This window comes from Streptococcus suis (assembly GCF_002964045.1).
Lineage (GTDB): Bacteria > Bacillota > Bacilli > Lactobacillales > Streptococcaceae > Streptococcus > Streptococcus suis_U.
Map to the genome: position 1 here is coordinate 23,461 of NZ_POPB01000364.1, position 20,029 is coordinate 43,489.

General features: G+C 41.2%; 19 protein-coding genes. All 19 read left to right on the forward strand.

What is annotated here, in order from left to right; genetic code table 11:
• Positions 1-221: 221 nt before the first annotated feature.
• Positions 222-1,505: a phage portal protein gene (locus C1E99_RS08965; RefSeq protein WP_105207335.1), complete on the forward strand. Its 1,284-nt coding sequence runs from the start codon at positions 222-224 to the stop codon at positions 1,503-1,505.
• Positions 1,498-2,193, forward strand: a complete 696-nt coding sequence (locus tag C1E99_RS08970) for a head maturation protease, ClpP-related (protein WP_105207336.1) — start codon at positions 1,498-1,500, stop codon at positions 2,191-2,193. The genes C1E99_RS08965 and C1E99_RS08970 overlap by 8 nt, the downstream gene beginning before the upstream one ends.
• Positions 2,194-2,211: 18 nt before the next feature.
• On the forward strand, positions 2,212-3,417 hold the full coding sequence (locus tag C1E99_RS08975) for a phage major capsid protein (RefSeq protein WP_105207337.1): 1,206 nt from the start codon (positions 2,212-2,214) through the stop codon (positions 3,415-3,417).
• A 2-nt stretch (positions 3,418-3,419) separates the two neighbouring features.
• The gene (locus tag C1E99_RS08980) at positions 3,420-3,677 is read left to right on the forward strand and encodes a head-tail connector protein (protein WP_105116723.1); all 258 of its coding nucleotides are present in this window, start codon (positions 3,420-3,422) and stop codon (positions 3,675-3,677) included.
• On the forward strand, positions 3,677-4,015 hold the full coding sequence (locus C1E99_RS08985; RefSeq protein WP_105207338.1) for a head-tail adaptor protein: 339 nt from the start codon (positions 3,677-3,679) through the stop codon (positions 4,013-4,015). Before C1E99_RS08980 ends, C1E99_RS08985 begins: the two co-directional genes overlap by 1 nt.
• A complete protein-coding gene (locus C1E99_RS08990; RefSeq protein WP_105207339.1) occupies positions 4,008-4,376 on the forward strand; it encodes a hypothetical protein in 369 nt (122 codons plus the stop codon). Before C1E99_RS08985 ends, C1E99_RS08990 begins: the two co-directional genes overlap by 8 nt.
• Positions 4,377-4,382: 6 nt before the next feature.
• Positions 4,383-4,709 carry a hypothetical protein gene (locus tag C1E99_RS08995; RefSeq protein ID WP_105207340.1) on the forward strand — a complete coding sequence of 109 codons (327 nt, stop codon included), beginning with the start codon at positions 4,383-4,385 and terminating at the stop codon, positions 4,707-4,709.
• Between the two features lies 1 nt (position 4,710).
• Complete coding sequence (locus C1E99_RS09000; protein WP_105207341.1) at positions 4,711-5,280, forward strand: major tail protein; 570 nt, start codon at positions 4,711-4,713, stop codon at positions 5,278-5,280.
• 11 nt (positions 5,281-5,291) lie between these two features.
• Positions 5,292-5,711 (forward strand): hypothetical protein, encoded by a 420-nt coding sequence (locus C1E99_RS09005; protein ID WP_003054982.1) that lies wholly within the window; start codon positions 5,292-5,294, stop codon positions 5,709-5,711.
• Positions 5,712-5,893: 182 nt separating this feature from the next.
• On the forward strand, positions 5,894-8,752 hold the full coding sequence (locus tag C1E99_RS09010; RefSeq protein ID WP_105207342.1) for a phage tail tape measure protein: 2,859 nt from the start codon (positions 5,894-5,896) through the stop codon (positions 8,750-8,752).
• The gene (locus C1E99_RS09015) at positions 8,749-9,471 is read left to right on the forward strand and encodes a phage tail protein (protein WP_014638107.1); all 723 of its coding nucleotides are present in this window, start codon (positions 8,749-8,751) and stop codon (positions 9,469-9,471) included. Before C1E99_RS09010 ends, C1E99_RS09015 begins: the two co-directional genes overlap by 4 nt.
• A gap of 1 nt (position 9,472) precedes the next feature.
• On the forward strand, positions 9,473-14,020 hold the full coding sequence (locus tag C1E99_RS09020; protein WP_105207343.1) for a phage tail spike protein: 4,548 nt from the start codon (positions 9,473-9,475) through the stop codon (positions 14,018-14,020).
• A 12-nt stretch (positions 14,021-14,032) separates the two neighbouring features.
• A complete protein-coding gene (locus tag C1E99_RS09025) occupies positions 14,033-14,239 on the forward strand; it encodes a hypothetical protein (RefSeq protein WP_002943561.1) in 207 nt (68 codons plus the stop codon).
• 5 nt (positions 14,240-14,244) lie between these two features.
• Positions 14,245-14,613, forward strand: a complete 369-nt coding sequence (locus C1E99_RS09030; RefSeq protein WP_024407620.1) for a hypothetical protein — start codon at positions 14,245-14,247, stop codon at positions 14,611-14,613.
• Complete coding sequence (locus C1E99_RS09035) at positions 14,591-14,986, forward strand: phage holin family protein (protein WP_002943563.1); 396 nt, start codon at positions 14,591-14,593, stop codon at positions 14,984-14,986. The genes C1E99_RS09030 and C1E99_RS09035 overlap by 23 nt, the downstream gene beginning before the upstream one ends.
• A 6-nt stretch (positions 14,987-14,992) precedes the next feature.
• Positions 14,993-16,462, forward strand: coding sequence for an N-acetylmuramoyl-L-alanine amidase (locus C1E99_RS09040; protein WP_105207344.1), 1,470 nt, complete (start codon positions 14,993-14,995; stop codon positions 16,460-16,462).
• A 106-nt stretch (positions 16,463-16,568) separates the two neighbouring features.
• A complete protein-coding gene (locus tag C1E99_RS14975; protein ID WP_014638102.1) occupies positions 16,569-16,730 on the forward strand; it encodes an SHOCT domain-containing protein in 162 nt (53 codons plus the stop codon).
• 57 nt (positions 16,731-16,787) lie between these two features.
• Positions 16,788-18,023, forward strand: a complete 1,236-nt coding sequence (locus C1E99_RS09045; RefSeq protein WP_014638101.1) for a recombinase family protein — start codon at positions 16,788-16,790, stop codon at positions 18,021-18,023.
• Positions 18,023-19,585 carry a recombinase family protein gene (locus tag C1E99_RS09050; protein ID WP_105207345.1) on the forward strand — a complete coding sequence of 521 codons (1,563 nt, stop codon included), beginning with the start codon at positions 18,023-18,025 and terminating at the stop codon, positions 19,583-19,585. Before C1E99_RS09045 ends, C1E99_RS09050 begins: the two co-directional genes overlap by 1 nt.
• Positions 19,586-20,029: the final 444 nt, after the last annotated feature.

Genomic DNA, 20,029 nt, shown 5'->3' on the forward strand with positions numbered 1-20,029 from the left:
ATGGAACAGGCAACACCTACAGTTGTTGAACAATCAACATTGGATGATGTTACAACTTCGGTTTTTTCACGCCATATTGATGCTTTTAGAGAGTTGGCAAAATAGGAATGTTGACTATTGCACAGAACAGTAAATTGTAATGATGTTAGTTGAAATTTCATATCACAATTCAATGCATCTCCAAAGGGGAGGTGCTTTTTTCGTACTCAAAAGGAGGAACTATGGGACTACTAGATTTATTGGGACGTAAGCGGGCTAGAGATAAACCACGAAATAGTTATGAAGGTCAGGACTTTTCATATCTGTTTGGACGAACGACCAGTGGGGAGAATGTGGATGAGTTTAAAGCTATGCAGACAACAGCTGTTTATGCTTGTGTCCGCATCTTAGCTGAAGCAGTTGCTTCACTACCCATTCATGTTTATGAGAGAACGGCAACTGGAAAGGAGAAGAAGGTGGAACATCCCCTTTATTTTCTCTTACATGATGAACCTAACCCTGAGATGTCATCTTTTGTCTTTAGAGAAACCTTGATGACCCATCTATTGATATGGGGCAATGCCTATGTCCAGATTATCCGAGATAGGAGTGGACAGGTAATCAGTCTTTACCCACTCTTACCAGATAAGATGTCTGTTCATCGGGACGAAAGTGGAAAGCTCTATTACAAATACAAGCGTCAGTCAGAAGAAAATCCTAACTTTAAGGAAAAGGGAGATGCTATCTTGAGAGCAGAAGATGTTCTTCATGTACCTGGTCTTGGTTTTGATGGCTTGATCGGTTATTCTCCAATTGCCCTTGCAAAAAATGCCATCGGTATGACCTTGGCTACGGAAAACTATGGTGCATCATTCTTTAAAAATGGTGCAAATCCTGGTGGTGTTTTGGAACATCCAGGGATTCTCAAGGATCCCAAACGAGTGAGAGATTCATGGAATGCAGTCTACAATGGGGTAACCAATGCCCATAAAGTGGCAGTTCTTGAGGAAGGGATGAAATACACTCAAATAGGCATTCCACCTGAAGAAGCCCAGTTTCTCCAAACTAGAAAATTCCAAATTAATGAAATTGCAAGGCTCTACCGCATTCCACCTCATATGGTTGGTGACTTGGAGAAATCCTCATTTTCAAACATTGAGCAACAATCTCTAGAATTTGTTAAATATACCTTAGACCCCTGGGTAGTTCGTCTCGAACAGGCTTTCAAGAGGTCTCTTTTTTTACCCGAAGAAAAGAAATCCTACTTTGTGAAGTTTAATGTGGATGGTCTTCTTCGTGGTGATTATCAGAGTCGAATGAATGGTTATGCGATTGGGAGACAAAATGGCTGGCTGTCGACAAATGATATACGTGAACTTGAGGACTTGAATCTCCTTTCAGATGAGGAAGGAGGTAATCTCTACTTGATAAATGGAAACATGACGAAACTGAAGGATGCAGGTGGCTTTATGAAACAAGGACCAGTAGAACAAGAAACCCAATCTGAGGAGGAATTGGATGCATAAGTTTTGGAATTTTACAGAAGATGATAGTGGTCGAACACTTCGTATTGAAGGACAGATTGCTGATGAGACGTGGTTTGGCGATGAAGTCACGCCACAAGTATTTAAAAATGATTTACATGCAGGAAGTGGAGACCTCACCCTCTGGATTAATAGTCCAGGGGGTGATGTTTTTGCGGCGGCTCAAATCTATAACATGTTGATGGATTACAAAGGTGATGTCCATGTCGTAATTGATGGCTTAGCCGCAAGTGCTGCTAGTGTCATTGCCATGGCAGGTACAACGGTTTCTATGAGTCCAGTTGCCATGATGATGATTCACAATCCTTGGACAGTCGCACAAGGTGAAGCCAAGGATATGCAGAAGGTCATTGAAATGTTGGGAGAAATTAAGGAATCCATCATCAATGCCTATGAACTAAGAACAGGACTGTCAAGAACTAAGCTTTCGCATCTAATGGATTCGGAGTCGTGGTTCAATGCCAAAAAGGCTGTTGAACTAGGCTTTGCGGACAAGATTCTCTTTGACAAACAAGAGGAACAAGGAAAGGATATTGAGAGTTATTCTTTCAGTCGAAATGTTGCCCAACAAGATTTACTTGTCAAAATGCAGGCGAAACTTGAAGTCCAACAACCAAAGAAAACAATCCCTATCAATCAGTTGGAAAAACGATTGAATTTGCTCAAATAACGAAAGGAATATGAACTGATGTCTACATTACTTGAATTGAAAGAAAAACGTAACCTAGCTTGGCAACAAGCAAAAACCTTCCTTGATTCTGTTCGAACAGAAGATGGACTTGTATCTGAGGAAGATTCCAAACGCTATGATGATATGGAAGCAAAAATCAACCTCTATAATCAAGAAATTGCTCGGTTGGAGCGACAAGAAAAGATTGACCTTGAACTTGCTCAACCAACCTCACAGGCTCTAATTGGGCAGCCCACTACAGTTCTGAATGACAAGACTACTGAAGAGGAAAAGAAGGGTGTGGCTTCAGATAGCTATGCCAAGACATTTTGGACAAGTGTCCGTAAGCGTCACTTCTTTGATGTCAAAGATGTCCTTCGAGTTGGGGAAGATACCGAAGGTGGTCATCTTGTTCCTGATGAGTATGAGAAGAAACTGGTTCAAGGATTACAAGAAGAGAACTTCTTCCGCAGCCTTGCGACTGTTATCAAAACATCTAGTGGTGAGCGTAAGATTCCTGTTGTGACAGGACATGGTTCAGCATCATGGATGGATGAGAATGGTTTATATCCAGAAACAGAAGAAACCTTTGGTCAGGTGACACTCGACTCTCATAAGATTGGTACTGCCATTCGCATTTCAGAAGAGTTGCTAAACGATTCAGTCTTTGACCTTGAATCCTATATGACAGCTGAATTTGCTCGTCGAATTGGAACGGAAGAAGAAAAGGCATTCTTGATTGGGGATGGTTCTAAGAAACCGACAGGTATCTTTACTCAGGCAGAAGTTACAGGTCCAACGACTGCTACAAAGGATATTACCTTTGATGACATGATTGAATTGTATCATTCTCTACCAGCACCCTATCGTAAGAACGCAGTTTGGATTTTACATGATACGACTGTCAAAGCTATCCGTAAACTCAAAGATAATAATGGCAATTACATTTGGCAGCCATCCACTCAAGCTGGACAACCAGATTTGATTCTAAATCGTCCATACTATACATCAACCTTTGCCCCACTTCCTGAAGCAGGAAACAAGGCCATTGCATTTGGTGATTTCTCATATTATTGGATTGCGGATCGTCAAGGTCGTACCTTCAAACGTCTGAATGAACTCTATGCCAATAATGGACAGATTGGTTTTCTTGCTTCACAACGTGTTGATGGTAAGTTAGTCCTACCTGACGCCGTGAAGACATTAACCGTGAAGGCTAAGTAATTATGGTTAGTTTAGCAGAGGCAAAACAATATCTCAAAGTGGAACACGATGATGAGGATGGACTGATTGAGCAGTTGCTTGAAACCAGTCAAAAACTCTGTGAAGATATTTTGCGACAATCAATGTATTCAGATGTTCTAAAGACGGCAATCCTATATGGGGTTGCCTATCTTTATGAACACAGAGAAGATGCCAATCATAAGGAGTTGAAAGAAACACTTTATCACTTGTTGTTGGCCGAACGAAAGGATGTGTTCTGATGAAGATTGCACCTTTGAGGGAACGCTTGGTGTTTCATGTTCGACAGATTGTTCAAGATGAGATTGGCAATGAAACTTCGACATGGATACCTTTATTTGACCGGTGGTGCTCTTGTCGTCCTCTCACCTTGACTGAAAGGGATGGGAGTGTGACGAAACTGGAACAAGAGAAAGTCCAGTTCACCCTCAGGTATGAAAAGGCAATTCTTGCACTTCATTCCTTAACGACACACATTCAATTTCGAGGTCAAACTTATGGGATTGAGTCTATTGATGGAGATACAGTGCCACGACAACTGATTTACATAGTCGCCATTAAGGAGGAGAGATTTGACTAAAATTGGACTGGATGCACTAGAAACTGCCATCGCAAATGAGCTGGCGGAATTTGTAGAGGATACAACAGAGGTGATGCGTGAAGTTGTAGAGGAAGTCACCGAGGAATCCATCGTAACCTTGAAAGTAACGTCACCTAGAAAGAGTGGTTCCTATGCCAAAGGGTGGAAGAGTAAAGCAACGATTGATACCAGTACAGGTCTAACCAAGACTATTCATAATCGAACGCCAGGCCTGACGCACCTATTAGAAAATGGTCATGCCAAAATCTCTGGTGGGCGAGTTGAGGGAATTAAGCATATCGCACCCGTTGAGAAACAAGCGATACAATCCTTAGAAGAAAAGCTGAGAAAGCGAGTGTGATATGACATGTTACTGAGCGAATTGTACGCCATTCTCAAAGAATTACAGTTTCCTCTTGCCTACCATCATTTTGAGGAGGGGAGTCGTCCAAGACCACCGTATCTGGTTTATTTGGTGACTGATTCAGAAAATCATGGTGCAGACAATTGGACCTATCATAAGCAGAATAACCTGCTAGTGGAACTCTATACCACCAAGAAAGATTTGGCGACTGAACAAAAGGTGGAGTCATTATTGGACAGCCACCTTATTTACTTTGAAAAAGTAGATACCTATATCTCTTCTGAGAAACTCTATCAAATAACCTATTACATCACATTACATGGAGGATAATATGGCTGAAAAGAATAAGGTCACCTTTGGACTACAAGATGTCCATTGGGCAGAAGTTACAAGCGAAGGTTCTGATGGTACGTTGACATACGGCAATGTAGAACGACTTCGTGGTGCTGCAGAATTAACCCTTGAACCAACTGGCGATAAGGGTTCATATAAGGCAGACAATATCAATTTTTATACAACAGAGTCAAATGATGGCTATGAGGGAACACTAAAAGTTGCCCTTCTAACGCAGGAATTTTTGACTCGAGTCCTTGGAGAGCAGTTTGAGGCGACGACAAATACCATTTCAGAAATCGCAAACAGCGAAAAGAAAAATTTTGCGTTGATGTTCCGTTTCGAAGGGGATAAAAAAGAAACATTACACGTTTTGTATTATTGTTACGCATCTCGTCCGACTGTTGGTTCAAAAACCAAGTCTGGTTCAGATATCAATGAGGTAGAGTTGACCTTTACTGCCAGTCCTCGCCCACTTGATAAGGTTGTACGTCGACGAACAACAGAGGAAACGAGCGATGAGATTCGTGAAAACTGGTTCAAGGCAGTTTTTGAGCCTCGTAAGTAAGGGAGAAGGCAATGAGAGAAAGTATTACCATAGCAGGCACGACCTACGAGTTAGCAACCAATGCCTACACACCAATTGCTTATAAAGAGCAGTTTGGTAAGGACTATTTCCAAGACTTATTCTCGATGGTCAATAGTCAAGCAATCTTGGCAAAACTTGACCAGTTAGAAGATGGAGAGGAATTACAGGCCCATCATATTGATGTTTCTATTCTGTCTGACTTCGATATGACATTTTTCCATCGAATCTTTTGGGTTTTTGCGAAGTCAGCCAATCCACGAGTGAAACCATTTGTGGATTTTTATATGGAGATGGAAGAATTTCCAGTGCAGGAAGTAGCCCCTGTCTTGATGAATATGTTGAACCAAGGGATGTCAACCAGAAAAAAGCAGATGAAACAGAAACAGCGAGTGAAGAAATCTTCACAGTAGAGAGTTATTTCTCCTGTTGTAAGGAGACTGGTCTGACCATTGACGATTTAAAACATATCTCTATTGGGATGGCACTCGACTACCAAACGGACTATGTGGAGATGCGTACTCGAGAAACTACTCAAACACGCCCAGCAACTCAAGCTGATTTTGATAATTTCTGATGGTAGAAAGGAGGGACTATGGCTAGAAACATAAAGGGAATTACGATTGAAATTGGTGGCGATACTCAACCCTTACAAGATGCCTTAAAGGGTGTAAACAAACAAGCATCTGAAGCTACCAAAGAACTAAGACAAATTGATAAGGCTCTCAAGTTTGATACAGGCAATGTCACCCTCCTTACTCAAAAGCAGGAAGTCTTGGCAAAACAAGTCGAGACAACCAAAGAAAAATTGGCAACGCTCCGTCAAGCCCAATCACAGGTGGAAGCTCAATTTAAGGCTGGGGATATTGGGGCAGACCAGTACCGTGCCTTTCAACGTGAGGTGGAAACTACTCAAAGGTTGCTAACGTCCTATGAAACTAAGTTAGCTGATGTGTCATCAACACTTGAGAATCACGGTCGAGCTAGTAGTTCAGCGGCTCAACAATTAGATAAACTCCAAGTGGAGCAGGGGCAGTTAGCAAGTGAGATGAACAAGGTCATATCTCAATTTGAGTTACAAGAAAGTGCTTTGTCATCCAATAGTTCCGAAGCAGAACGCAATGCCATAACCCAACAAAAGATTGGAGCACAGTCAGAAATTGTTTCTAAACAGATTTCCAATCTCGAAAAGCAACTAGCCCTGACAAAGAGTGAATATGGTGAGAATTCCATTGAAGCCAATAAGATGGAAGCTGAGTTGAATCAAGCAAAGACCGCACTCAATAACCTGAACAACGAGATGGATGAGACTAAATCCTCTGCCGATGGTGCTCAGGATGGCATGAAAGCCATGTCTGACACCATTCGGGCTGAGGCACTTCAAGCGACCAGTGAGAAGCTAGCAGACATCTCTCAGAAAATCTTCGAAGTCGGAACAGAGTCCATGTCTGCGGCAGCTCAACTTCAAGCCAGCAATGCCCAATTCTCTACTGTATTTGGGGATATGGAGAATGCTGCTAAGGATGCCCTCAATAAGATTGGGGAAGAGATGGACATTGTTCCAGAGCGTCTTCAAGGCTCCTTCACTCAAATGGCTTCCTTTGCCAAAACCTCTGGAATGGATACGGCTCAGGCTTTGGATCTGACCACTCGTGCCACCAGAGCAGCGGCTGATGGGGCAGCATTTTACGACAAATCCATCGAAGAAGTCACCGAAAACCTACAGTCCTTCCTCAAAGGAAACTATGAAAATGATGCAGCTCTAGGTATTTCTGCGACAGAAACCACTCGTAATGCAGCGGCAAACAAGCTCTATGGAAAGTCCTTCAATGAACTATCAGAAGCTCAGAAGCAGTTAACCCTCCTTCAAATGGTAGAGGACGGCAATGAACTCTCGGGAGCCTTGGGGCAAGCTGCAAGGGAATCAGACGGACTGGAAAACGTTCTGGGTAACTTAAGACAGTCTGGAACTAATGCTCTAGCCGCAATCGGTCAACCGATTCTGGAGATGCTTATTCCAGTCTTTCAAAGTTTGGCAGACATTGTTAGTCAACTAGCGACTTGGTTTACCAACTTATCCAGTCCCATCAAGGAAGTCGTCATTATCTTCACAGGAATTTTAGCTGTGGTAGGGATGTTACTTCCTGTTTTCTTGGGCTTACAGGTTGCGGCAGCCGCTATGGGGACAACCGTTGTTGGAATGATAACGGCATTTTTGCCGATTGTGGGGATTATTGTTGGTATTGTAGCTGCCATTACCTTACTGATTGTTGGGTTAAAAGAACTCTGGACGAATCACGAAGGATTTCGAACGGTTGTGACGGAAATCTGGAATAGTATCTATGCCTTTCTGTCCATGATCATCCAGCAGATTTCTAGTTTTGTTATGTCCATCTGGGGAACGCTATCCACATGGTGGACTGAAAACCAGCAATTGTTTCTAAATGCTGCAACCACGGTATGGAATGCCATCACTACGGTTATTCAAACGGTGATGACTATTCTTGGACCGCTCATCCAAGCAAGTTGGGAGAATATCAAACTCATCATTACAGCCGCTTGGGAGATGATAAAGATTGTGGTCGATACTGCTATCAATGTGGTACTTGGTATCATCAAGGCAGTCATGCAGGTTATCACTGGTGATTGGACTGGCGCTTGGGAAACCATCAAACAGGTCTTGTCGATGGTATGGGAGGGCATTAAGTCCCTTATTTCCTTAGCTCTCAATTTCATCGCCCAGTACATCTCAACTGCTTGGACGGGTATCAAGAATACCATCTCAAATGTATTATCTGCCATTAGTTCTGCCATTTCATCTATCTGGTCAGCTATTCAGTTGACAATTTCCAGTGTCCTGTCTGCGATTGATTCAACAGTATCAACTATATGGAATGGTATCAGAAGTACCGTATCCAACATTCTGAATGGGATATCCAGTACAGTTTCATCTGTTTGGAACGGTGTGAAAAATACCATTTCAAGTGCCATCAATGGGGCAAAAGATGCCGTGAGTAATGCCATCAATGCCATTAAAAATCTCTTTAACTTCCAAATCAGATGGCCACATATTCCTCTTCCTCATTTTCGAGTGTCAGGTTCAGCCAATCCACTCGATTGGTTGAAGGGTGGAATCCCAAGAATCTCCATTGATTGGTATGCCAAAGGAGGAATTTTAACCAAACCAACCGCATTTGGTGTAAACGGTAATAGCCTAATGGTAGGTGGTGAGGCTGGAAAAGAAGCAGTCTTGCCTTTGAATGAACAAACGTTAGGCGCAATTGGTCGAGGAATCGCAAAGACCATGACAAGCAATCTACCAACCATTCATATTACCATTACTGGAAATACGGTAAGAGAAGAGACTGACCTTCACCGACTTGCGGAGATGGTTGGAGAGAAACTCGTTTATGAATTACAACGTCAGCAAGGATTGAGAGGAGTGAAACCATGATTAGACATAATGCATTAACCATTGGTGGAGTGTCCACGGCTAGTTTTCCTTTTAAGGTAATCGTGGAAGATAGCCCTTCTATCACAGTAAGTGAAAGTAAGACGCAATTGATCGAACACCAAGGTCTGTCAGGAGCGGTTATTCAAACCAATCCTCGCAGAAGTGTCATGGAACTGAGCTATACACTCTATCTTGTTAAACCTAGTGAAGAACAGTTATTTTCCTTTTTGAAGCTATTTTTGAAAGAAGAATTTTGGCTTGAGAACGCTAGTTTCAAGACCATACGCTTTTGGTGTTACAAGGTTCACCATACTCCAGTTCAAAAGGATAAGCTGGGGGTGTATGAGCTTAAGGTTACCTTTTCTTGTCACCCAACCAAGTGGTTCAAAACGACGACTTCGCAGGTGTTTAGAACCAGTGGTGTTATGCGATGTCAAGGTTCAGCCATCGCTTTTCCAAAGATTACCATAAGTGGCAACTCGACTAGTGAAACTAGCTTTACAATTGGGGAAGATGTCATCCGCTTGGAGCGATTACAAGAAACACTCATTATGGATAATAATCCTAGTCAGCCAAGTTTTAAGACACAAAGAGGTCAGCCTGTAAAATGGTCTGGTGATTTTCTTTCTATAGATGCAGGTAGGAATGACTCAGTTGGAGTTGTCTTAGGTGCGGGCATCACATCATTAACAATAGAAATGAATTGGGGGTGGGCATAGAGTGCTATCATTATTAGACAAAACGGTTCGAACGGCAAAATGGCATGGGAAACCACTCCCAGAGACTATAAAAGCAAGCGTTAAAGAAACCTTGAATGGGGATTTTGTCCTGAATTTTACCTATCCAATCACAGACAGCGGTCTATTTCGAGAGCTAAAAGAGGACTACCTTGTTCGTAGTCCAGTTCCAGTATTGGGACACCAGTTGTTTCGGATAAAGAAAGTCATTGAAGGAGACACCAGTCTTGAAGTTGTGGCCTATCACATATCAGATGACATCATGACTAGGTTGGTATCTCAATTTAGGTGTGAACAGGTTCCCTGTGCAACAGCTCTATCAAGCATGGTCATGGCAAGCAAGTCTCCACTGGGAGATTTTTCATTTACCAGTGACATTGTCAAGAACAGAACCTATACAACGGACAAGGAACAGACGCTGTACTCCAGCCTGATGGATGGTAAACATTCTATTCTTGGAACTTGGGAGGGTGAACTGGTTCGTGATAACCTTGCCCTAACTATAAAGGGTGAGCGGGGACAAGACCGTGGGGTAGTCATCTCTACTCACTACAATTTGAAGAAGTATCAACGAACCAAAGAAAGTACACAGATTATCACTCGTATCCATGCCACTTCAAGCTTTAAACAAGAGGGGCAGGATAGGGAAACTGTACTTCAAGTCACAGTAGACAGTCCGTTGATAAACTCCTATCCTTTCATCAATGAAGTAACCTATACCAATAATAATCTCAAAACTCGACAGGAGTTAATAGAGTGGGCTAGTAGCAAGTTTCGCTTAGAGGGAATTGATAAGCCAAAAGACGCCATCATCATTGAGGCATTTGAGTTAGATGGTCAAACTGTTCATCTAGGCGATACAGTGACTTTAAAAAGCAAGCTACACGGCATTGATGTGAGGAAGAAAGCCATCGCTTATGATTATGATCCTTTAGCTAAGAATTACCGCTCTATCACTTTTGATGATAAGGCAAGTATTGGCACAGGTAAAACTGGTGGGAGCATAACTACACTAGCAAATAATCTCATTGATGGGAATAAGCGGAGTGAGGATGTTGCCGTTGAAATTGCTCTTGAGAATGCCAATAAAGCCTTTGATGCAGAATTTGAGAAACGTCAAGTAGCCATTGATAACGCTATTGAACAGGCTCAAAGTCATGGGGAGGTTTATGCGGATCGATTAAAGGCCAGCATTGATAATGAACTTAGTTCTATTCACCAACAGATGCGGCAACATGAAGAGGAGCAGCAACGTACAACTCGTGATTTAATGGCAAAGGCTGGGGTAAATACCAACCTAGCAACAGAAGCCAAACAAAAGGCGGAACAGGCTCAAACTGGGGCAACTGAAGCTCTCAGAAGGGCAGAACAAGCCAAACTTGATGCCATTCAAGAAGCTAACCGATTGACTTCAACGGAGCGTAGCCAAACAGAGTTAAAGATTGCGACAGCAAAATCACAAGCTATCTCTGAAGCCAGTCGATTGGTTGATGTAGCAAAAGCTCTATTAGGTGGGCAGTTGGCAACTGTAAGTACCAATCTCTCACAAACCAAGGAGGATATAAAACTTCTTGCGAGTAAGCAACTGGTGGATAGTCTGACTGGTCGAGTAACGGGTGCAGAATCCATGATTCAAGTGCAAGCAGACCAAATTTCCCAGCGTGTAAAAACCAGCGATTTTAACCAAGCAAAACAGAGAATCGAAACTGCAGAGTCAACGATTACGCAATTGGGGAATCGCATAACAACTGAAATCAGTCAAGTGGATTCGAAAATTCCAACTAGCCTAGATGGCTTAAATTTGATGACTGGTACTCGTGATTGGTCGAATAAAGGAAATGCCTGGCATTTAGGAAACAACTGGTCTACCGAAACAGAGAATTTCAGAGGACTGGTTGTTCGTTCAACCCAAGCAGGGTTCAACGGAAGTCATCAAAATATTGTTGTGAAAGCTGGAGATGTCATTACTTTTAGCTTTTATGCCAAAGCGAATCAGCCACTTTCTTCCATCAAAGTTTCAGCGATTTGGACTGGTTCGAGTGTCTATCGTGCTCCAGTCGCAAGAGTGAGGGAATCGGACGATATTATATCTGTCACCAGTGACTGGAAACGCTACTGGAAAACAGTTCATGTCTTATCTGATGGCTCACTCCAATTTCGAACGGAGTACAATGCAAGCACAATCCCAAATGGGAATAAATTCTATGTTGCAGGATTGAAAGTCGCAAAGACCTCACTAGACACAGGTTATTCAGAAAATCCAGCAGATATAGCTGGTGAATTGACCACCCAACGGACACTCATCACTCAAACGGCTTCTGGTGTAGAGCAGGTTTCTACAAGATTAACCGAGGCGAGTGGAAAGATTTCTAGTAGTGAAACACAGATTCGACAATTAGTTTCGGATGTATCCTCAAAGGTCAGTCAGACGGATTTCAATAACTTGAAACGAACTGTTGAGGGACATACTACATCCATCCAACAGACGCAACAATCTATTTTGCTTAAGGCTGATAAGACAGTTCTTGAGGGGGTCAAAACAACCGCTGACAATGCCTTGGCTAAGGCCAATACAAACGCAAGTCAGATTACTCAAACAAAGGCAGATTTAAGGATTGCCAATGACTCCATTTCACAGAAAGTCGCAAAGACTGATTTTAATAGTTTGACTAGTCGAGTAACAAGTGCAGAAACCACTATCCGCACACAGGCTGGGCAAATAGAACAACGACTGACGAGTACGCAAGTTGAATCTGCCATTAACTCAAAAGGCTACCAAACTAAGTCTCAGGTTGATTCCAATATTGCGGGTCGTGGCTATCTTACGAGCAGTTCGTTACAACCCTATGCGACGACAACTAGTGTGCAGAATTTGGTCAAAACAACCTCTGATAGTTTTACCCAGCGAATCAGTCAAACGGAAAGCAGAATCCCTACCTCAGTTTCGCATCGCAACTTGATAGCTGGTACTTCGGATAGATGGAGTGCTTATCAGACGATAAATGCCAATAGCAACTGGGTAGCCTCATTAGGAAGAGTTCAGTTTGGAGATGGAAGTGGTATATATATTGGGTCCAAAGTGCATTTATATGTTCATATCTCAGCGGATGAGATTACATTTGACCCTGCGGTGGCGACTCGTTCTATTAAACTCCAAGGTCCAATTTTGGATAGTCAAAATGCTTGGACATGGACCAACTGGAATTTGTATCACCCTTTCTACAATAAGTGGAGCAGCAATCTGACGACGGGTAACAACTATCGATTAATTAAACTGACCGCCACAGTCACTCAAGAGATGTACCAACATTCAAAAGGGTTTGAACTTCAAGTTAGAATTGATGGAGTTAAAACAGGTAAGTTCCATGTGAGAGCTTTAATGGTATCAACTGGTGATATCTTTCCAGACTATTGGACACCGTCATTAGACGACTTTACGACAGTGTCTGCCTTTCATGAAGTGCGGGATACTGTAAGTAGTCACACTCGGACCATTGGAGATCACACCAATCAAATCAGTCAGGTTGTTCAAACGGCTAATGGGATTGTGACACGAGTTGGCAATCTAGAAACAAGTCGAGCGACAACTGCCACAGTAACTGCCATTCAAACGCAGGTTTCAACACTTGCAGGGGCGTGGTCGGTTCGAAATCTGACCAGTGCAGGAACAGTCCTGAGTCAGCTCAATCTCAATAAGGATGGCACTGTCAAGATTGATGGAAAACTCGTTCAAATAACAGGTACAACCTATATCCAAGATGGAGTGATTGCGAGCGGTAAGATTGCCAGTCTTGATGCAGGCAAGATTACGTCAGGCATCATCTCAGCAGCTCGGATTGGAGCAGAAGCTATTACTGCGGACAAGTTAAAGGTTGACCAGGCTTTCTTTACCAAGTTTATGGCTACAGAAGCCTATCTCAAGCAGTTGTTTGCCAAATCGGCCTTTATAACCCAAGTGCAGGCAGTAACCCTATCTGCAAACAAAATTTCTGGAGGTATTTTGTCAGCAATCAACGGAGCCATGAAAATCAATCTGTCACTTGGAAATATCAAGTTCTTTACAAACTCTCCATCCATTTCTCGTGAGGTTAGTGGTTATCCTCACCAGTGGGTTTCATTTGAAACAGGTACCTCAAACGGTAAGCCATGTGGTGTAACCATTATCGGTTCGAATCGATGGAACAACTGGAATGCCAATGACGGTGGCTTTGTAGGAATTCGAGCATGGAACGGTACGGATACCGACCAAATTGATGTGGTAGGTGATAAGGTACGTTTAGCTAGTGCTCCCTATACCAATCCAGATGGCTGGGAAATAGTAACATTGCCTAACCGACTGAGTATTGATGCCTATAAAGCTTCTGACCGACCAAGTTCAATTTTGAATATTGGAGATATCCGCATCTATCGAAATGGGACAACCTATGTCAGTCTAAAAGATGTACTTCAACAATTCAATCACAATTTTAAACACTTAGTAAACATCACAGGTCGAGGTGACGTCATCTTGACATGGGACACGATTAAATAAAGGAGTTCACAGATGAATCTAGAACAAATCAACCAATCATTAAAACTAACTATTCAGGAGCTTGTCACAAAGCTCTCTGATGAAATTACCGCTAAGAACCTCATTGCCATCCAATTGGTGGAAAGGGATGAGGAACTTAGCCTATTGCGTAAAGAAAAACAGGAATTGACTGAGTTGTTAGAAGTTCAGACAAAACCTGAAGAAGGGAAAGGAGAATAGTTGCTATGGCACTACTCAATATTGACAAAGTAACAGAACCATTTGATTTGGAAACAGCTCTCGCTTACATGCGTAAGAATGGAGAGTTCATCCGATGTAAGACAGCCGAGCAGGATTTTTACATGTATCTTGAAGAAGTAAGGCGACCTGCCATTAAAAATGGAAAGCGGCAGTTGGTTACAACAGAAACGGTTTGGGCCTTTAATCAGTGGGGTAGTACGACATTAACTCTGAACCTTTCTGATTTATTCCATGAATGTTTTTATCTGATGCGGTTTGATGAGAACGGTCAACCGGATTGGTCAGACCCTACCATTGTACAGGAAGGTTCAGTAGAAAGCGAGGTGACCGATGAAGGAACTGTTAACTCTTAATAAGATTTTATTTTCCATGATTGGAGGCTTGATTGGTAGTCTATTTGGAGAGTTGGATGGTATTCTATATGCCCTACTTGTCTTCATTATTATTGACTATCTAACAGGAATTTTTGCGGCGGTTGTAGAGAAACAATTGTCTAGTAGTATTGGTTTTCGTGGCATCTTTAAAAAGATAGCCATTTTATTTTTAGTTTCTATTGGTCATCTGATTGATACAGCTATTATCAAGCAGGGTGGAACAATTCGAACCATGGTTATATTCTTTTATCTCAGTAATGAGGGGTTAAGCATTCTAGAAAATACCGTTCGAATTGGTCTACCAATACCTGAGAAACTACAAGCAATTTTAAAACAAATCAACGAGAGGTGATAAGATATGGGAAAACATCTAGTCATTTGTGGTCATGGACAGGGGCGAACAGGCTATGATCCTGGAGCAGTGAATGCCAAACTAGGCATCACAGAAGCAGGAAAGGTTCGAGAATTAGCCAATTTAATGTCTAAGTACAGTGGGCAACAGATTGATTTTATTACCGAACAAAATGTTTATGATTATCGGAGTATTACTAGTATTGGTAAGGGATACGACTCAATTACTGAATTGCACTTCAATGCCTTTAATGGTAGTGCCAAAGGTACAGAAGTCTTGATTCAATCTTCTTTAGAAGCAGACAAGGAGGATATGGCTATCCTATCTCTCCTTTCACGATACTTTCAAAATCGTGGCATAAAGAAGGTAGATTGGCTCTATAATGCCAACCAAGCAGCGAGTCGTGGATATACCTATCGTTTGGTGGAGATTGCCTTTATCGATAATGAACAAGATATGGCGATTTTTGAAAACAAGAAAGAGGACATTGCGAAAGGTCTTGTGTCAGCAATAACAGGAGTTGAAGTCAAGACAATAGTTCCCTCGCCCCCCAGTTCAACTGTTGGGAGTTCAGGTACTCCTTCAAAATCAATCTATCTTGTTGGTGATAGTCTTAGGGTGTTGCCTCATGCGACTCATTATCAGACTGGTCAGAAAATTGCCAACTGGGTCAAAGGGCGCACCTACAAAATCCTCCAAGTGAAGAATGTTCACCAGTCCAACAGTAAGAGAGCTTATCTACTTGATGGAATCAAGTCATGGATGCTTGAGCAGGATGTAGAAGGAACAACTAAAGGCCATAGTGAGCAGACGTATCAAGCACAGAAAGGCGATACGTATTATGGAATCGCTCGGAAGTTTGTTTTAACAGTTGATGCTCTTCTTGCGATTAATGGCTTGAAGAAGACGGATATTTTAAGAGTTGGACAAACACTCAAGGTTAACGCTGCTTCAAGGACAACAACTGCTATTCCAACTAGCGTTGCAAGCCGTGTGGTTGCGTCAGCTTTATCTAAGGTCGGTCAAAAGGTGACCGTTCCATCTAATCCTTATGGTGGGCAGTGTGTTGCCTTGGTGGATAAGATTGTTCAAGAACTTACGGACAAGAATATGTCCTATACTAATGCCATTGATTGTTTGAAGAAAGCAAAATCAAATGGTTTCCAAGTAATCTACGATGCTTGGGGTGTAAATCCTAAAGCAGGTGATTTTTATGTCATTCAAACAGATGGTATGGTTTACGGGCATATTGGTGTCTGTGTGACGGATTCTGATGGAAAAAGTATTGATGGTGTGGAACAGAATATTGATGGATATTCTGACCATAATAATAACGGTATCAATGACCAATTAGAAATTGGTGGCGGTGGAATTACTCGTCGTGTGAAACGGCAATGGATGGCGAATGGCTCACTCTATGATTCTACTGGAACAGTTAAACTTGGAAAAGTTGTTGGTTGGTTTAGAATTTCATAATTTAGTTATAAGCCTGGTGGAAACATCAGGCTTTATTTTTTTGCCTTTTTTTCAATAAGTGCGGAAAAATTACTCCCAAACCTACCTAGTAAGGTAGGAGGATTATATGGACGTTCAAAAATTTAATAATGAGATGACCTACCAACTAACAATGATACAAGCAAAGATACTTTTAAAGAAAGGATCAATCACAATTGAGGAATTTGAACTTTTTAGACAATTGATGCTTGAAAAATATCAACCGTTTATAAGTCAATTATCGACCTAATAACTGGATAATTTTTTCTTTTAGAGTGATATATAGTAGCGAAAGGAGTGTATTAATTTGAGAACAGTTAGAAGAATACAACCCATAAAATCGCCCTGCAAGCCAAGATTTAAGGTTGCGGCCTATGCAAGGGTTTCTGATAGTCGTCTTCATCATTCACTGTCAACACAGATTAGCTACTATAACCGTTTGATACAAGCGCATCCTGATTGGGAATTGGTAGGGATTTATTATGATGAAGGCATAAGCGGTAAAGAACAAAGTAATCGACAAGGCTTTCTAAATCTTATAAAGGATTGTGAAGATGGAAAGATTGATAGGATAATCACTAAGTCAATCGCTCGTTTTGGTCGAAATACAGTTGAATTACTAACCACTGTTCGACAATTACGTTTGAAAAATATTGGTGTAACTTTTGAGAAAGAAAATATTGATAGTCTTAGCTCAGAAGGTGAATTGATGTTAACCCTCCTTGCCTCAGTAGCTCAAGAGGAGTCTCAAAACCTGAGTGAAAATATTAGATGGCGAATCCAAAAGAAGTTTGAAAAAGGGATTCCGCACACTCCACAGGATATGTATGGATACCGTTGGGATGGAGAACAATATCAGATTGAACCTAATGAGGCAAAGGTTATTCGAAAAGTCTTTAAATGGTATCTGGATGGAGATTCGGTACAGCAGATAGTTGATAAACTCAATCAGGAACAAGTCTTAACAAGGCTTGGTAATCCATTTACCGTAGCAAGCATCAGAGAATTCTTCAAGCAGGAAGCATACTTTGGTCGGCTTGTCTTACAGAAGACCTATCGTGAGGCATTCTCAAGGAATCCGAAAAGGAATAAAGGGCAACGCAATAAGTACATCATTGAAAATGCACACGAGCCAATTGTTACAAAAGAATATTTTGATTTAGTACTTCATGAGAAGGAGCGAAGAAATCAGTTAATGCATCAAGAAAGCCACTTAAATAAAGGTATCTTTCGTGACAAAATTTCATGTTCAGAATGCGGATGTTTGATGATTGTTAAAGTGGATTCAAAACAAGTTAATAAAACCGTACGATATTATTGTCGAACACGAAATCGATTCGGAGCATCATCATGTTCATGTAGGACGTTAGGGGAAAAGCGACTTTTGGCATCGTTTAAAAGCAAGTTAGGCATTGTCCCAGATAAAGAGTGGGTTGAAAATAATATTAAACACATCGAGTATGACTTTGGTTACCGTATCCTCAGGGTAACTCCAGTAAAAGGAAGGAAATATCTTATAGAAATTAGAGAGGGTCGATATTAGTGAAGAAAGTAATTACTATTCAGGCTACACCAAGTATTATTAGGTCAAGTTCAGATGATTTCTCTTTGAAGAAGCGTAGGGTTGCAGGTTATGCCAGGGTATCAACTGACCATGAGGATCAAGCAACAAGCTATGAGTCGCAGATGCGGTACTACTCTGAATACATTAATGGGAGGGATGATTGGGAATTTGTTAAAATGTACTCTGATGAAGGTATCAGTGGAACAAACACAAAATTAAGAACTGGTTTCAAAGCTATGGTGGAAGATGCACTTAATGGTAAAATCGATTTGATTATTACAAAATCTGTTAGTCGATTTGCGAGGAATACCGTAGACTCACTGACTACAGTTAGGCAGTTGAAAGAGGTAGGTGTAGAAATCTACTTTGAGAAAGAAAACATTTGGACACTAGATTCAAAAGGTGAGCTACTCATAACCATCATGTCTAGTTTGGCACAAGAAGAAAGTAGGAGCATATCCGAAAACGTAACTTGGGGCTTAAGGAAACAATTCGCAGAAGGGAAGGTTCATTTTCCTTATACCAATGTTTTAGGCTTTAAGGCAGGTGAAGATGGGGCAATTGTAGTTGATCAGGATGAAGCCAAAACTGTTAGATACATCTTTCAGCAAGCACTTATTGGAAAATCACCATATCATATCGCAAAGGATTTGACTGAACAAGGTATACCTTCTCCTAGCGGCAAATCTCAATGGAACGCAACCACAATCAAGCGAATGCTTAGAAATGAGAAGTATAAAGGGGATGCCTTACTACAGAAAACATTTACAATTGATTTTCTGACCAAAAAGAAGAACATCAACAGAGGTGAGTTACCTCAGTATTATGTGGAGAATAACCATGAAGCAATAGTAGATAGAGAGACCTTTGATGCAGTTCAACTAGTGCTCGATAATAAAGGCAGAAAGTCGAGCACGACAATCTTTAGTTCAAAACTGGTATGCGGAGATTGTGGTCATTTCTTTGGTAGCAAGGTATGGCATTCAACCTCCAAATACAGAAGGGTGATTTATCAATGTAACGAAAAATACAAAGGCATTAGTAAATGTTCTACCCCTCACGTTACTGAGGAAGAGGTGAAACAGTGGTTTGTCTCAGCAGTTAATCAAGTATTAGACAATAGGCTTGAAGTTATTGACAATCTATATGTATTACTATCCATTGGAAACCTTGAGGTAATTGACGAACAGATAAAGGTCCTTGAAACTGAAGCAGAAGTTGTCAGTCAGTTAGTTGCAAACCTAGTTTCAGAAAATGCCATCATCAGCCAAGACCAAGACAAGTACCTTAAAAAGTATAATCAACTGACTTCAAAGTATGAAGGTATAGTACAGGAAATTGAATCACTAGAACTACATAGGATGAAAAAATCCAAAAGGAATAAGGAATTGCAGGTTTTCATCAATGCACTAGAGAAACAGGAGGGACTACTATTAGAATTTGATGAATTCTTATGGGAAACAATGATTGAGCATGTTACTGTCTCTGGTGCGAAAGAGATATTCATAAAATTTAAAAACGGACAAATCGTAAGAGTTTAAAATTTTATTGAAAGTTGGTGATAGTAATGGTATAGTAGAGTATGTTCATACAGACCTTAGTAGACATTTGTTGTCTATTAAAGTGTGTATTAGTATATAACATATTAGGGTTAAACTTGGACATTGGTCTTCTATGTGATTTAATTCAGACTATTTTGGCATTTGCTAGTTTAGAAAGAGGTATATCTATGAAGATGTCTATTTCAAATTTGGTGGGTAACGGCGTGATTGGAGCGACCTTTGAATTGTTCCCTAAGTTATAGAACGTACCAAATTGCGCCAGGGGGTTCGAATCCTCCACGCTCCATATGTAGTCACTCTATTGAGTGACTCAGATTGCAGACAAACATCGTTTTGGTGTTTGTCTTTTTTACTGTTTTTAGGGAAAAATAGCTGTTTTGGTGCTTAAACCACCTCATCTGGACAAAATAAAAAGGCCTTCTT

Coding starts and splice junctions, on each gene's coding strand:
- C1E99_RS08965 (WP_105207335.1), top strand. CDS start 222: ATGGGACTACTAGATTTATTGGGACGTAAGCGGGCTAGAGATAAACCA.
- C1E99_RS08970 (WP_105207336.1), top strand. CDS start 1,498: ATGCATAAGTTTTGGAATTTTACAGAAGATGATAGTGGTCGAACACTT.
- C1E99_RS08975 (WP_105207337.1), top strand. CDS start 2,212: ATGTCTACATTACTTGAATTGAAAGAAAAACGTAACCTAGCTTGGCAA.
- C1E99_RS08980 (WP_105116723.1), top strand. CDS start 3,420: ATGGTTAGTTTAGCAGAGGCAAAACAATATCTCAAAGTGGAACACGAT.
- C1E99_RS08985 (WP_105207338.1), top strand. CDS start 3,677: ATGAAGATTGCACCTTTGAGGGAACGCTTGGTGTTTCATGTTCGACAG.
- C1E99_RS08995 (WP_105207340.1), top strand. CDS start 4,383: ATGTTACTGAGCGAATTGTACGCCATTCTCAAAGAATTACAGTTTCCT.
- C1E99_RS09000 (WP_105207341.1), top strand. CDS start 4,711: ATGGCTGAAAAGAATAAGGTCACCTTTGGACTACAAGATGTCCATTGG.
- C1E99_RS09005 (WP_003054982.1), top strand. CDS start 5,292: ATGAGAGAAAGTATTACCATAGCAGGCACGACCTACGAGTTAGCAACC.
- C1E99_RS09010 (WP_105207342.1), top strand. CDS start 5,894: ATGGCTAGAAACATAAAGGGAATTACGATTGAAATTGGTGGCGATACT.
- C1E99_RS09015 (WP_014638107.1), top strand. CDS start 8,749: ATGATTAGACATAATGCATTAACCATTGGTGGAGTGTCCACGGCTAGT.
- C1E99_RS09025 (WP_002943561.1), top strand. CDS start 14,033: ATGAATCTAGAACAAATCAACCAATCATTAAAACTAACTATTCAGGAG.
- C1E99_RS09030 (WP_024407620.1), top strand. CDS start 14,245: ATGGCACTACTCAATATTGACAAAGTAACAGAACCATTTGATTTGGAA.
- C1E99_RS09035 (WP_002943563.1), top strand. CDS start 14,591: ATGAAGGAACTGTTAACTCTTAATAAGATTTTATTTTCCATGATTGGA.
- C1E99_RS09040 (WP_105207344.1), top strand. CDS start 14,993: ATGGGAAAACATCTAGTCATTTGTGGTCATGGACAGGGGCGAACAGGC.
- C1E99_RS14975 (WP_014638102.1), top strand. CDS start 16,569: ATGGACGTTCAAAAATTTAATAATGAGATGACCTACCAACTAACAATG.